Source organism: Nostoc sp. FACHB-892 (assembly GCF_014698795.1).
GTDB lineage: Bacteria > Cyanobacteriota > Cyanobacteriia > Cyanobacteriales > Nostocaceae > Nostoc.
Genome location: NZ_JACJTR010000083.1, coordinates 1 through 14,584, shown reverse-complemented (window position 1 = coordinate 14,584; position 14,584 = coordinate 1). Strand labels below are relative to the sequence as shown.

Genomic DNA, 14,584 nt, shown 5'->3' with positions numbered 1-14,584 from the left:
AACGTTGCCCTATTTCTTGTTGTTCCTTGACTTGCCCACTCGCCAGCCACCACAACATCTGTAACTTTTCTTTCTGGTTTCCCAAAGACGTTGTTTGTAGGCGTTTTTTTAGTTCCTCTTCGCTCTCGGCGATCTCAATCTTAAATGGGCGACTCATGGGTATGCTCACTTACCGAGTTTGTTTCTCCTTATTATATGTAGCTTCACATTAAATTGGTATTAGTCGTTTTAATTGAAGGTAAGTTAAAGGTCGAGGTAATTTAGGACTACTCATTAAGCCTTACCCAATAGGCATTCGACCTCATCTTCCCAGGCAAAAGTTGCTTTTACCCAAGCAGCACTAGTTGAGCTTTGATCTAAAAAAAGAATATAACGGTACACCCATTGGCAACGATGAGCAGCGTAGCAGAGGTAATAACCAATTAATGTTCCCCATTCAGTAGCGCCATCAATTGGAGTTAAGCGAACTCTATCCCCAATCGCATAGTACGGTGCTGGGATTTCTAATAGATTAGGAAGCTGCAAGGATTGAGGATATTCCAATGTGATGGGAGAGGTAAAGGCATCAACTGAATATGCGGCACGAATGCTATGGAGATAATTGCTGACAAGTTCAAAATCAATCGCTTCTAATGACTGTTTTATCAGTAAGGCAGCAATTAAAGTAGACTCTGATGTAGTCAGGATAGGATATACCTGTTTTAGTGTTTCTAAGAACTTGGTGAGTGCATAATCCTCCATCGCTTGAGAATAGCCTTTTTGATAAGCCAACTCACTCATAGTTGAAGTAGGTCTTGGTGTTTTAGTCATCTTGTTATTGGAATGCAAACGCACACAGCTAGTTGCTGATATTAAATAAATTTTGGCTATTGGTTATTTCTGGACTGAAAGAGAATTGTCGGATTTTTATCAAAATCAATAGATTTATTTCCAGATTATTTTATTGCTAACAGTACGCTTTTTACAGTCTAGGCAGCGATATCTCTCATCGTTTTGTAGCTTTAAAATTGCGCTCCCACAGTGGGGGCAGTGGGGATTCGTGCCAGATTGGTGGCTACCCCCTATAATCGAAATTGGTGGCAACGCTGCCATTGTGCCAGTGCTTGCTGTGTCATGCTTTGAGCTTTCGTTTACCAGAGTGTTACACATCGTGCCAGAAGCTTTGGCAACCCTTGCCAATCGCTTTGTCTCCTCTATTTCTTGATAGTTAAAACTGATTTTATCTAGATTAGGTAAAAAGTAAAGCTTAGGTGAGCGAGAATCGACTACTAAGGCTACTCTTAATAATCTGGCATCGTCGGTTACTAACTCATTCTTATGGTCAATGTATTCTTCGATAGCGTCTAAATTGCGAGTCAACTTAGCCAAGTTAGAGTCGCTGTTTTTCCCTTTACCGTAAGTATTTAGGTAATGTCTGATTTTGGGAATGCCAATGATTATCTCGGTAAAGAGTGACCTATCATCATTGGTAAAGCCTGGAATTTGTCTGGTCATCACGGACTGCCCAGACACGATCCAACCGACATTATTATGACCAAACTGTTTGAGAATTTTCTTAAGATTTTGCCCTGCTTTGTATGGCTCACTGCAAGAATTTAAGGTGTTATCAAGTTCATCCCATACCCAAATTTGAAAGAAGTTAGCAGCGAATGCTGGGTTTTTAACTCTGAAATTCCCGTCATCCAAACAATCATCAAAGGATTTAATCGCGGCTGTGGTATCACCATATTTAAGGAAATGCTCTAATGGATAATCGCTATCCTTGAGTGAACCAACAGCACCGGGGTAAGATACCGTAACCAGAGTGTGAGGCACTTTCTCGCCTTTGCCAGTATTGCCGCGAGTGCATCCAGCTTTAACGATTTCGCTAATCATCACCGCGCTTGTTGGAGTTTTACCAATGCCTGGATCTGCGATCAGCCGATATCGGATAGGGTGACTGACTACATAGTTGATAAATTCGTCAGGAGTTCCAACCATCAGCTTAATTTCATCTGCTTTGACAGCTGGCTCCATCCGGTAGCTGACCACAATACAGTCGGTTACTTCCAACTTCCTGACAGAAGTAATTTTGAATAATCCTAGCTTTTTAGCAATTATCCCAGAGTGCTTTAAAATCGCCTCTACAACGGCTTTAGAATGCACATAACGCGAATATCCATAACCCACATCTACAACACCGTCAGGCTTCACCTGAAAGCCTTTAACGCTCAAAGCCAGACTGATATCACTAAAGAGAGTACGCGCTATTTCATTTGCTATTTTACCGTTGACATCAAATCCAAAGTCACCATACACGGGTTCTATTAAATCGCCTTGCAATTGCTGCTGTAACTGTCCTACACGCTCATTCAGTAGTTCGATTTGTTCTAGATAATTTTGGCGCTCATGTGCGATCGCCTCCCCAACCTCATCTAAATTTTTGTTGTAGCTACTGGCTAAACTCTTGATAATTTCAGCTTTACTTTGATGACCATGAGCAACCTTCTCCGACCATGATTGCAGCCGTCTAAATAACTGCATAGCTTCACTGGTTATCAAGTCATGTTCAGTATAAATTTTCTCTAACTCCTGAGACTTAGCAACCTGAAAACGTTTGTTGGCTTCCGTTTCTACAAGTGAATTGAAATTAAACTCCCATTGCTCAGTCTCACTTTCTAGATATTCAATGCGTTGTTTATCTTGCTGTGACTGGGTAAACGCTTGATTCAACTTGGCTTGCAGTTGAGCTATTAAACCCGTGTTTTCTAGCTTGCTGTGACCTAATGAGTTGATGGTATTTCTGGCTTCTTTGAGTTCATCTTTCAGAGATTCTATTTGGCTATTGGCAGTGGACAGCCTGGATTTGCTCCTTTCAAATTCCCTGGTGACTTTATGCAGTGTTTGACCTGCTTGTTCATTCTTACTTTCGGCATCGTTTAACAATCTCTGTGATTTAGTATCAGCGATAAAGTAAGTAATAAAACTTGCTGGGAATGCTCCCATACCAAGGATAGAGATTAACTTCGCTGTACCGTTGGTGAACCCCCCAGAAGCAATTGCCAAACCAGTACACAAGCCAAATACACCAACTCCTAACCCGTGTATTGGTTTCATGATTTTAAATTTATATAATCGCCTAACTGTGCCTTAAAGCTTGTCAACTTTCCCTCTGACTCAATTGTTTTGAGTCGCAATTCCTCTGCTTTAATTTCTGCAAGAACCAGTTTTTGGTTTAGTTCATCTTTGCTATAAACCGAGATATTCGTATCAGCGATCGTCTTTACTTGACTGACATCTAAAGAAACTGATTTTTGGGTAGTTACTTCTTTTTGATTAAGGTAATCCAAATAATTCCCCTTAACTCTCTCAATCTCGGTAGCTGCTTGGATGCCTGCACCAAAAGCCTTTGAGTGTTTACCAATTACAGTAAATTTCTCGCGTGTTAGGTCAAGCGCTGCTCCTGTCAATTTGAGCGATCGCGTTGCACCTTCATAGATTTTCATACCTTTATCTAGCTGGCTTTGAGTTGCCTGTGGAAGAGTTTCAGGAGGATTTAGCGGATCTGAAATATGGTATTGATTGGGCTGGAATGGTGGCATCATTCCCGGTACTAAGTCAGGGGTGACAGTTAGTAAGCCAGGGATGCGGCTATCTATGGGAATGCTGGCAGGTGATGTCGCAGATGTGGAGTTAGTGCTAGATGTCGAGTTTTGTTTACGTCCTGCCAGCTTTTCTGCTACAGCTTGGGCTGCTGCTTTTGTAGTGTCAATTTTAGCCATTGTTGAAAAATTTTCTGGTGTTTAGTAGGGATTGATATTTAATTTGCAATTGCTGAAATGCTTTATCTATTTCGCTAAACTCAAGAGCTAATTCCTCATCTAAGTCATATTTCTTGAGGACAAGACTTAGCTCTGTTTCGTCCGTCTTTGCATCGTGAATTTGGCTATTTAAGTCATCCATAAACCTTTTTTGAGATGAGTAGGGATATGGGATAATTGCTGGGTAATTAAAGACACATTCCCAGAAACGGGATTTTACAAGTACGCGGGGATGTCATCATTCCCCGCTTTTTTATCACCCGTTCATTCTGTAAAACCTTCAAACCTAGATACCTCTAAATCAGCAGTAGCAGCCCATTCCAGATAGTTGAAATATTGCTTTACCTCACCGATCGCTACATCACAATCAAAGCGCAAGCCTTTAAACTGTGGATGTTGGCGAATTTGTAAGAGTAATTCTTGTGCTTGAGAAACTAACTCAGGCAAGGAATTAGCGCTCATATTTACTTCTGGTTCAGTGCCGGAAATTGTAAAAGTCATGGACTTAGTACTCTTTCTAATAACCAGTTAAGAAAGTCGAGGGGAGATAACAGGATGTTGATCGCTCTCACGCGACTAGCTTTTTTGCTAATTCAGCGATGATTTGGTCAACTTCTGCGGGTAAGTCTGTAGTGTCTGGGGTAATTGCTACAGGTTCTAAAGCCTTACTGACCAAATCTCTAATTGCTCCCAAATATCCTTGCTTTTGATGTTGCCAGTGCTGATTTATACCCTCTACTAGTTCGGCATCTCGCACAGCCAAATTATTTAAAATCAGTTGGTTCTTAACTTGTGCGATCGCGTCCACTGCTGCTATCTCCTCAGATGCCTGTTTCGCTAACTGGTCAATTAGCGTTAGTTGGGCGTTAGGTATTGGGGATTGGGTAGGCGCTATTAAATGTCGCTCTTGCTGGGGCAGGGAAAGAGAATTCTGTTGCTGTTCTGTAGCTGATTCAATCTCTTGCTGTGGAGAAGTTTCGGGTAATTGTGGCTGGAAGTGGGAGGCGATCGCTTCTAAGTCTGCTTCTGAAACTGCCTTGACAGTATCAAAATCATCTGGGCGAACATGGCTTAAAGCCAGTCTCAAACCTTGTTCTGTAGTCATGTATTTTAGACAAGCATCATGAATGCTTACTGTGTCTTGTATTGGCGCTGTGGTTCTCTTTCGTGCTGCCATGATTTACGCTCCCTTTTGTAGTTTTTGTAATTGCTGGAATGCTTGCTGATAGCGGTATCTAGAAAAATCATTCGGGTTTTTGGTGATGTACTGCTTTACCCGTTCGCCGCGTCGTAGTTGAGCCATTAGCCGCCCTATTCTGCCTAAAACCCATGCTTGATAGGGTGATAAAGGTGATTCCCGGTCGTAACTGCCATCGTGGTTTTTGGGGTAAGCGTCCCTGAAGCTGGGGATTCTCCAGAAGGCTAAATTTTCCCAAGTGACCAAAGTAGAACGGCTAACACCCAAGACCTCTGCTAAATATGTCTTGGTCGATGGAAAATCAAGAAATGAGTCTAAATCTGTAGAATGCTTGCTCCGTCTAGGTTTCATGGGTTCACTACAGTAATCAATGTGAATCAGATATTAACTAGCTAGTAATCAGAATAAGTACACATCACAATGTCGCTCCTAATCGTTAAACCCCTTACTGTGTAAGTCTCTGGGCTACTCGTAGGAAGCTAATTAGTGGCTTATTGTTGATCGATTGCAATAGTTTGCAATATAGCATATAGTGCATACTAGGCAAGTAAATTTATTTCATCCCATAGCGGTATTAAGGCATGAAGTGCAAAAATATAGGCACTACAGGCTTAAATTTGTTATATGGATGAAACCAAAATTGTTGCTATTCGAGTAGAAATGCCTGACGAACTAAGAAATCAGTTCAAGTCAGTCGTAGCCAGAGAAGGAAAAAACATGAGAGATGTTTTACTGAATTTTATTAAAGACTATGTGGCGGAACGTGAATCAAGCCAAGGCAAGGGAGTGCTATGACCGAAGCACTAGGAGGGGCCTACGAGACAGAAAAACCAGAGGTATCGCCAGAGGCATTAGAGGCAGTAGAAAGTTTTACTACTGCACTAAATAATTTTAATTGGCGGGCTGACTATTTTAAATTTTGTGAAGTTCTGGGCTTTACACCAGATAGCTATGCTGAGGAAAAATATCAGCAATTTCGAGAACTGGTAAGTTATCTAGACTGTTTTGATAAAGAGGCGATCGCCAAGATGATTGAGGCAGGGCAATGACTAACGCACAACGATTGGACAATGTTGAAAATGAACTAGAAACTGTAAAACAGCTTTTAGTATCTACAGCTAGATACGCTGAATCAGCCAACGGTAGGCTTGACCGACTTGTTGAACGCCAAGACTTGACCCAAAGACAGCTTGATGGTTTAGCTGTAACCGTTCAATCTATAGGTGAAAAAGTTGATAACTTGTCTACAAAAATTGATAATTTTGTTGATACAACTACAGATTTTATCGAAACAACAAAAGCTAGAAATTCTGTATTAGACGGCGTAGTTCTCAGACTAGACGAAAATCAAGCCAGATTAGAGGCAAGTCTTGCATCAACTAACGCTGCTGTAGATAGATTAGAAAGAATTTTAGAACAACTAATAAAGCGAAATGAATAGCATGAAAACAAGTGTAGAGCCACAAATTATTTGACCATAACGACAAATCATTTGTCACCAATCTAAATCCTTCTGCATCGCCTATTCAATGGATTTCTACAACTTGATATCAAAAATCCTAAAAATTAGATACCCTGACAGTAAAGCTTACAGAGATGAAGAACTTAATTTATAATTTGTCACTGCGGTCAAATAATTCGTCACTCTGCACAAGTATAATCGGATGTAGCTCGTATGATGCTCAGGAGGGGCAAACCACGAAACTGAAAATGTTATTGTAGCGATTTAGTTGAATTTCTCAGAGCGTAACTGGTTTCACAAGCTTATAGATTATCCGATGTTTGGCGACGTAGGTTATCTAAAAGTTTCGAAGGAAGTCCAGCCGCTCTGCTTTGGGAGCCGAAACTGCCCAAGTACTTTCTAAATAATAAGCCAAAAATCATTGTTTAGCAAAATCATGATTATGATTTTGGCTTAGTTTTGGGCAGTCAGCTCCCAGATTTAGTACTGAGGAGCCGATTGTGAATCAAAAAACGAAAAAATCAACCCAAAATCGAGAATATGGGGTTTTTGCAAATCTCCGCAACCCTGAAAAGCCTCACACGCCTTACTGGGCAATAGCTTCAGGTAGGTTGTGGGAGTTTGCTGCTACCTCACTAAAAATAGAAAGATTGAGACGATCGCTGGAATCTGAGTTAAAAACCATTCCCAAATTGGTAATCTCAATGGTTCGCAGCCAGGGCTGGAAATTCTTAGCCATCGTAAATTTAAAATCTAAAGGGGGGTTTTTAAACCTTCCAAAGCCTCGAAAACTTTACTGCATAAGAGGTTTAGGGAGGTTTTGTCGGGTTGCTATAACCCTAGCAAAAATAGAGAAATTGGTGCGATCGCCGTCGCCCACCGAAATTATTATTGGTGTTCTGTTTTTAGTGGGCAGCGATCGCAGCCAAAAAATAAAAGTGAAATCAGAACTCAAAAGTTCACCCCTGAACAACCTTTCTCCCTGGATGGTGTTCAGGGGTGAACAATTTATTGCCAACGATGAAAACCTTCATAATCCTTGTTGGAAGGGGGCTTGGCTTAAGTTGTGTGAATTTAGGTGTAAACCACCAAAGTTAAAGCGATCGCTTTTCTGTGAGCTTAAAAGAATTCCCGTTACGGGAATATTTGGTGGTTGGGAGGTGGCAGCATGAGTAGCGGCATAGCGTTATCATCCCACGAGTTACAGAATCAGGTTAATTCTGGCATTGAGAAATTCGCCGAGAAAATCCGCACAGAATTTGTTGATGGTTCGGGAATTGACATAGAAACATACAATTTAGCTATAGAAATTGTTCCAGACTTAGAGCTTGACCCATACACGGGGGAAGTTACGGCGACTCCGATCCACGATGCTCTGAATTGGCGGTTTACCAGATTTGGACATCAAGCGCAGGAGAATATTTATGCTGCTTTGTTCAAGAATGAAGACGGCAGCACTTGGCAGTCGAAACTGAGCAAGCCCAGGATTGACAAGAAAAAAGGTAAAGAGCAGAAATATCAAACTCCTAAAGGTGTTGGTTTACGAGCGTATCGCCCGACAGTCAGTCGTCAAATCAGGAGACAAATTGCTTCATATTTTGGGGTAGAAGTTCCGCCGCCTTTTGAGAGTTTTTGGGACTGGTTGGAAGAACATCCAGAAATTCCAATTATCTTTACAGAAGGTGGGAAAAAGGCTTTGTGCTTGTTATCGCATGGTTACGTTGCGATCGCTCTCTACGGAGTCAATGGTGGCTACCGTAGTAAAGATGACTATGGTTTCCCTGTAAAACCATATTTAATCCCAGATGTAGTCAGGTTTGCCAAAGGTGGCAGAGAAATTTCTCTAGCCTTTGACCAAGATGAGTCGCTCAAGGCCAAAAGACAAGTTAAACAAGCGCTAAATAAATTCGGCAGTTTACTATCTGCTACTGGATGCTTAGTAAAAATTATCCGTTGGAATGGGGCGAAGGGAGCTAAGGGAGCTGATGATTTAATTGTTCTTCAGGGAGCAGATGCCTTTGACCATGCCTATGAAAAGGCAATGCCTCTCAACCATTGGCAGATTTTACAACGGCTAGAAGGGCAACTTACCTATCCAGCCAACATTAAATTGACTACAGCTGATTTATCCAGCCTGGAAATAGCAAATTTCCCAGATGAGGGGATAATCGGCATTCATTCAGCCAAAGGGACAGGTAAAACAAAATTTACAAGCAATGTTATTGCTGACAGAAACAAAGTTCTAGCTACAACTCATAGAATCGCTCTTACGCGTAATTTATGTGAGCGCTTTGGCATTAATTACCGAGGCGACCTTGACAAGGTTAACGGAGATTTTATCAGTGGCAGTGGCTATACATTAAGGATCGGAGCTTGCATTGATGCTTTGTTGGCAATTGATCCAGAAAAATTCAGGGGGTGTGACCTGATACTGGATGAAGTCGTACAAGTCGTGCGGCACTTGCTCACCTCTTCAACCTGCGCTCAAGATGGCAAACGTCCTGCCTTACTAGCAAGATTTAGAGAATTAATTCGAGTCGCACGTCGAATCATCATTGCTGATGCCGATCTGAATAATGCTGTCTTAAATTATATCTGTGAGGTACGAGGCGAAAAGTCAGCCTTTCTAATTCATAATGATTACAAGCCACAGCCGTATAATGCTAAATTTTTAAAATGTTCTGACCGTTCATTTATCGTTGGAATTTTTCTGGAAGATGTTAAACGGCTAGAACAAGGGAAAATTCTTTTCCTGCAAACAGATACTAAAAGTTTTAGCAAGTATATAGCTAAATTAATTCAGAAGCTTTTTCCTGAGAAAAGAATTTTACTGATTAACTCAGACACCAGCGGAGGAATATCTGAAAGTGCTTTCATGAAAACTCCTGATGCTGAGATAGCAAAGGGACAATATGACATTGTTATTTCCTCCCCTAGTGGTACTACTGGAATCAGCATTGAATGTCAGGGAATAGTAAAAAGGGTTTATGGCATTTACAATGGCACTTCATTGATAGATGCTGACATGGCTCAAGGTTTAGCCAGAGTTCGGGAGCCAGTAGAAAGAGTAATCTGGTGCGCCGAGAGAGGACGGAACTTTTGTAAGGTTTCTGATTCCATTAATCCTTTACAAGTTAAAGCAGACCTCAAACGTGGAACAGATGCGACTGTCAGTTTAATTCGCTCTAACCTTAGAGAAGATACTTGGGGAGATGAATTAGATAAGATTGATTACCAATCAGATCCACACATTAATTTATTTTGTCGGATTAGCGCTGACCAAAATTTCTCAATGTGGAATTTAAGGGACGCACTTTTTGTCAGGTTACAATATGAAGGGCATAATATTCAAATTCTTGAATCAGGTTCCCTCTCTGGAGTAAAAGATTTACTCAAGAAAATGAAAGAGGAAGTAACGGTAACTGAAGCAAACGAATTACTTGCTGCCCCTGACTTAAATTATACAGAGATAAAAATCTTAGAAACAAAACGTGATTCTGAGATTGGTTTACAACCTGAAGAATTACTTGCCATAGAGAAGTACTACCTGAAGGATTTTTACAAGCTAGAAACTCTCACCCTAGAAGATATACTTTGGGATTTGTCAGGCAGGAGGCGAGGTGAAATCCTCAGTCTTGAATACCAACTTGACCAGAAGCTAGCAACCTGCAAAACCATTGACAGTATTAGCATTCAAGCCAAATGGAGTCAGTCAGTTTGTCCTTGGGATATTTCTTTGTGTGAGTTACGCCGACGACTGAGAGAAGTTTTAGGCTTAAATGATTTTCTTGATTCTAATAAAGAGTGGACTAGCTATGACCTTAAGCCCTATGCTGACAAAATTCGTAAACACAGGGATGAAGTCAAACAAGTTTTAAAGCTTACAGCTAGCGAAAAAATTAGCGATGTGCAACTACTCCACCAATTACTTTCACAGTTAGGGATAAAAATCAAATTCCGTTGGTCGCGTTCAATGCCAGGGCATAAAGGGGAAAAAATTCGTGTTTATAGCTTAGACCTAGAGCATTGGCACAAGTTAATGTCTATTATTGAGCGCCGCCACATGGCCCGCAAAACAGCTTCTAAGTTTACGGAGGATTTGGGTCAGACTGGATCACCTGGCGTTTTATATATTCAAAATAATGAGGGTGATCCGCAAGAGAGTAAGGTTTCAGACCAACATCTTGGGGTTGATGGTGTAAATAAAGGGCTGGGTGAAAGCGAAGAAATTATAACTCAGTCATCAATAATAGATGATAGGTAATTTTATAGGTCAAAATGATTCTCATACCCCATATTTCCAATCGAGTCCCTACTGAGGGTTATTTTTGGCGCGGCTTCGTGATAGAACTACTTTTTGAGGAATCGTCTCAATTGTGGCTTTACAGATTTATTTACTACCACATTTCAAAGAACGGATTACCCGATCTGCCGTGGAATAGGGGTTTCTCCAATAAGTCAGAAACAATGTCGTTTGCAGAATCATTTGTTAATCGTATCTGTGATGATGCTAGTGGTGATTAACCTTATGATTACGACTCGAAGGCCAATGACTTGCATCCGGTTAATGAACTTATCACAGACTAACTAAAATATTTGCAGGATTGGCTAGTATTCTAGTTAGACAATTATGGTAGCGATCGCATTGAGAAAAATATTCACCCTAGTCGCCACCACTAACCATAGCGTGATCGCAATGTTTCTATGTCTTTGAGAATTTTTCAACGATTCTTCATCTACTACTGGCGTTTTTCTATTTCTTGCCACTAAGGTTCTGTCGAGGTGTCTTCATTGAGGTACTTAAGCAGAGTTAACGTGATCGCTTCCCCAATAACTGATAATTCCCCTAGTCGCCCGTAGCCTCTCTTGTGAGGACGGGATTTTTCATTGATGGATGGGCTTTTGCGATTACTGGACTAAAATCACCACGCAACTTCCAACAACTGTGTTCGTTAACCTATTTGGTACACAGATATAGGATATTACTTGTGTGGATAGGGAGTTGCTGAGTGGGAGAAGTAGCAATCACAGTGACTTAAAAAATTATATGTAAACTTTTGTAATAAGTCTGAAACTTCTGCGAAAAATATGAGTTTTGGGCTGATATGAGAATGTAAGTAGTTCAAGAGGTAAATATGGCAAGCTTATCTAATCCCACACTGCAAATAGATCTTCTTACAGGTTCAGATCCTAATGTCACTGCAACGGTCAACGTCACACTCACTCCGTTTGAAAACTTTGTTGTTAGCCAGGGGCTGGTTAATTTACAACTCGCAGTTAAACTAGTTGGAGAAGATGGCAATTTCTTCAACGGAGGAAATGATGACTTGTACTTCTTTCCAACTAAAAATTTTACCAATGCAGGGATTAACACTTTTCAAGCATTAGTGACCCTTGGAACGCTGGATGAAGATATTGGAAACGACGAGATATTCGCCAATTTTACCCTCCAAAGCACAGAACAAGCTTTTCCAGTGAATACATCGATTAACAGCAATGTTATTGTAATTTAAACCATAATTTATCCTAATTCCGTCGGGAGTTTTGGTTAACTGACACAACTCAAAGAACATAGAACATATAGCAATCCGAATTAAACTGTAAGAAAATCAGATAAGTAAAAGTACGTTTTTATAAGCTTTTCAGCCTTTTGATTTCTCACAAATTATTTAAGATTGCTATAGAAAATAGCGCTACCGAGCCTACACCCTAACGATCAAGCCTAACAACATACGCCAATTACAGGAATTGATAAATAATTTTAAGGACAGTTTACAGGATAACGATTAGCCTATTACTCCCAGGCAGCACCAGAATTATATATTCATTCTTGAAAATTCTCTATAGCGATCGCTGTGGAGAATTATCTTTTTTAGGTGCGGAAGTTGTGTCAGTACAAAACGAAAGGAATGATTTTTCAAAAACGGGAATGGAAGAATCGTAGGCTTTTACAAACCCCCAAAAGCCTCAGAAGCCAGAACTGGCGATAGCTTGAGGGAGGTTTGCCTAGTTTGGTAAAGCTTGGTTATTGTCAGCAATACTGCGGTCCTTGCTAGCCGGAGCGCTTTTTATAGGTGTGTAGAGATTGTCTCCCGGCGATCGCCTCTTTTCCCTTCCCTTTATTTTCAATATTCAATGCCCCACTTAAATCACGAGTGGCGTAAGAAGTGCGATTTTAGGGGTATGTATAGTGATTGCTGTAGGATTCCCGAAAATTGGTGTGGGTGATTGTGTCTGCGGTAGCGAGTGCGATCTATCAGCCTTGCTACACCATTGCACCATCTACAGGAAGGCTTTAAGGGCGTGTAGATCGTTCTAGACTTTGTAGCGTCGTTCTCTAGGTTGTCTTGATTATGTAGTGTGTTTAGGTCGCTTTGGTGGGCTGCGTAGCTTGCCGCCGAAGGCATCGCCTTCCCTGCATTCCCCCCTCCCCAATCTAATACCCGATGTGGTCAAGCCAGAGTCGATGCAACAAAATACTGCTAGTGTGGCGTTGAGACTGTAATCAAAACTGCTAGCAAAGTACAGCCTTCGCGGATACGGCAAACATTGAATAGGCAGACACCGAAAAAGGTGCGATCGCATTCGGAAAAATATAATCCCTGCGATGGCTACGCCAGCCGAAGGCATCGCCAAAAATTTGAGATGTATTTTCGCTCGTATAATACGGTTTTAACCCTTACTGTGCGCCTGTTTAACCCTAGTGTGGTGATCCGCTCATTTCCCGAAATCTCACTAATCCCGAAATCTCACTAAAAATATCAAACAGCCTATAACAATCACTGCAAAGGTTTATGTAACGATACTGTGGCAACTAGGGGCAGCGATCGCATGGCTATAACTAACCAAGGTTTAGTGCCCTTTTGAAGTGGGTTTGGACTGGAAAACTCTATGATTCAGCAACTTCTATTTCCGTCTTAGTTTTTGCTAAAAATATAGACTGTAGACCCTGTGATCTACAGCCTACAGCGTTTTACCTCTGGCTAGTTAAATGCTAGTAACCTACTAATCGCACGTTAACTTGACATTTGAAATATCCTTTGAATCCCGCTTCTATCTCACAAATATTATTGTTAGCAAATTTCAGCAATTTTTCGGGAAACCTTACTATTACTACTTTGTGAGCAAGGCTTTCAATCACTGCATACTGCTTGAAAAGGTGCCTTGGTGAATTCAGAGGTATATAACCTGAAATCAATAGTACAAGCCAATAGAGAGGATGAACTTCGTTTTTCATGGTAAAATTAACTCACTAATAAATTGCAAGCTTCAACCATCTAAATAGGTTTGGAGCTTTTTTTTACTTTCATCCGCTAATAAAAAGCCGACTTCTAGCTCTGTTAAAATTGTGAATTTTAACTCGCTAATAATCACCTTTTAAATGGAACTAATGATTATCTTAGTAGGAAATAGCTACTAATTACAACCATTTTACCTATTGTTTTTATTTTTATTAGTATTAATAAGTTTTGCTAAAAACCCTTTAAAGACCCTTGATTTTTAACTTAGAAACTGATATAATATTAAACTTTTTAAGGTTATTTGCTTCTACTTTGTCAATATATTCATAATATAGCATATTTAAGAATTAGTAACTTAGTTACATTTCAGAAGAAATATTGAAACACTTGTGTAGTAAGAGTTTTGAAGCCATAATTTAAATATGTTATTGTGGTTTGAGAAAAATTTATAGGTTATATAGAATATTTTTATTAATCTCGCATAAAATGATTACACTACACTGCAAGACACATATTAACCTTTTTAAATTATTTAGAAGGCAGTAATTTAAAAATTTTCTGGATATCCAGAAATTATCGTTTTAATAAAACGTTGTTCTATATTTTAAACAATGCTACTGAAGTTTATTAATTGTCCTTTCATTTTTAAAACTGTAAGAACTTATACCAATTTAATGTGAAGCTACATATAATAAGGAGAAACAAACTCGGTAAGTGAGCATACCCATGAGTCGCCCATTTAAGATTGAGATCGCTGAGAGCGAAGAGGAACTAAAAAAACGCCTACAAACAACGTCTTTGGGAAACCAGAAAGAAAAGTTACAGATGTTGTGGTGGCTGGCGAGTGGGCAAGTCAAGGAACAACAAGAAATAGGGCAACGTT

General features: G+C 40.2%; 15 protein-coding genes. 6 read left to right on the top strand and 9 right to left on the bottom strand.

Translation table 11 applies throughout. The annotated features are described in order from the left end of the window. Positions 1–273: 273 nt before the first annotated feature. The 7 genes from H6G96_RS38195 to H6G96_RS38165 form a co-directional block, all read right to left on the bottom strand. Positions 274–810 (bottom strand): hypothetical protein, encoded by a 537-nt coding sequence (locus H6G96_RS38195; RefSeq protein WP_190919538.1) that lies wholly within the window; start codon positions 808–810, stop codon positions 274–276. 114 nt (positions 811–924) lie between these two features. Beyond that, entirely contained in the window at positions 925–3,096 is a 2,172-nt protein-coding gene (locus tag H6G96_RS38190) for a hypothetical protein (protein WP_190919536.1), read from the bottom strand. Then, a complete protein-coding gene (locus H6G96_RS38185) occupies positions 3,093–3,761 on the bottom strand; it encodes a hypothetical protein (protein ID WP_190919534.1) in 669 nt (222 codons plus the stop codon). The genes H6G96_RS38190 and H6G96_RS38185 overlap by 4 nt, the downstream gene beginning before the upstream one ends. Then, positions 3,754–3,942 (bottom strand): hypothetical protein, encoded by a 189-nt coding sequence (locus H6G96_RS38180; protein ID WP_190919532.1) that lies wholly within the window; start codon positions 3,940–3,942, stop codon positions 3,754–3,756. Before H6G96_RS38180 ends, H6G96_RS38185 begins: the two co-directional genes overlap by 8 nt. Positions 3,943–4,064: 122 nt before the next feature. After that, positions 4,065–4,301 carry a hypothetical protein gene (locus H6G96_RS38175; protein ID WP_242063605.1) on the bottom strand — a complete coding sequence of 79 codons (237 nt, stop codon included), beginning with the start codon at positions 4,299–4,301 and terminating at the stop codon, positions 4,065–4,067. Between the two features lie 67 nt (positions 4,302–4,368). Then, positions 4,369–4,977, bottom strand: a complete 609-nt coding sequence (locus tag H6G96_RS38170; RefSeq protein ID WP_190919531.1) for a hypothetical protein — start codon at positions 4,975–4,977, stop codon at positions 4,369–4,371. 3 nt (positions 4,978–4,980) lie between these two features. Then, a complete protein-coding gene (locus H6G96_RS38165; protein ID WP_190919529.1) occupies positions 4,981–5,349 on the bottom strand; it encodes a hypothetical protein in 369 nt (122 codons plus the stop codon). A gap of 273 nt (positions 5,350–5,622) precedes the next feature. Between H6G96_RS38165 and H6G96_RS38160 the strand changes: the two genes are divergently transcribed. From H6G96_RS38160 to H6G96_RS38140, 5 genes are all read left to right on the top strand, one after another. Continuing rightward, positions 5,623–5,793 (top strand): copy number control protein, encoded by a 171-nt coding sequence (locus H6G96_RS38160; RefSeq protein ID WP_190919527.1) that lies wholly within the window; start codon positions 5,623–5,625, stop codon positions 5,791–5,793. Continuing rightward, the gene (locus tag H6G96_RS38155) at positions 5,790–6,047 is read left to right on the top strand and encodes a hypothetical protein (protein WP_190919525.1); all 258 of its coding nucleotides are present in this window, start codon (positions 5,790–5,792) and stop codon (positions 6,045–6,047) included. The genes H6G96_RS38160 and H6G96_RS38155 overlap by 4 nt, the downstream gene beginning before the upstream one ends. Further along, positions 6,044–6,439 carry a hypothetical protein gene (locus H6G96_RS38150; protein WP_190919523.1) on the top strand — a complete coding sequence of 132 codons (396 nt, stop codon included), beginning with the start codon at positions 6,044–6,046 and terminating at the stop codon, positions 6,437–6,439. The genes H6G96_RS38155 and H6G96_RS38150 overlap by 4 nt, the downstream gene beginning before the upstream one ends. 521 nt (positions 6,440–6,960) lie before the next feature. Further along, positions 6,961–7,632 carry a hypothetical protein gene (locus tag H6G96_RS38145; protein WP_190919521.1) on the top strand — a complete coding sequence of 224 codons (672 nt, stop codon included), beginning with the start codon at positions 6,961–6,963 and terminating at the stop codon, positions 7,630–7,632. Continuing rightward, complete coding sequence (locus H6G96_RS38140) at positions 7,629–10,724, top strand: plasmid replication protein, CyRepA1 family (protein WP_190919519.1); 3,096 nt, start codon at positions 7,629–7,631, stop codon at positions 10,722–10,724. Before H6G96_RS38145 ends, H6G96_RS38140 begins: the two co-directional genes overlap by 4 nt. Positions 10,725–11,080: 356 nt before the next feature. On the opposite strand, the gene H6G96_RS38135 is transcribed toward H6G96_RS38140, so the two are convergent. Continuing rightward, positions 11,081–11,227: a hypothetical protein gene (locus tag H6G96_RS38135; RefSeq protein ID WP_190919517.1), complete on the bottom strand. Its 147-nt coding sequence runs from the start codon at positions 11,225–11,227 to the stop codon at positions 11,081–11,083. Between the two features lie 368 nt (positions 11,228–11,595). Between H6G96_RS38135 and H6G96_RS38130 the strand changes: the two genes are divergently transcribed. After that, positions 11,596–11,973, top strand: a complete 378-nt coding sequence (locus H6G96_RS38130) for a hypothetical protein (RefSeq protein WP_190919515.1) — start codon at positions 11,596–11,598, stop codon at positions 11,971–11,973. An 838-nt stretch (positions 11,974–12,811) separates the two neighbouring features. On the opposite strand, the gene H6G96_RS38125 is transcribed toward H6G96_RS38130, so the two are convergent. Next, on the bottom strand, positions 12,812–13,090 hold the full coding sequence (locus H6G96_RS38125; protein ID WP_190919513.1) for a hypothetical protein: 279 nt from the start codon (positions 13,088–13,090) through the stop codon (positions 12,812–12,814). Positions 13,091–14,584 lie beyond the last annotated feature (1,494 nt).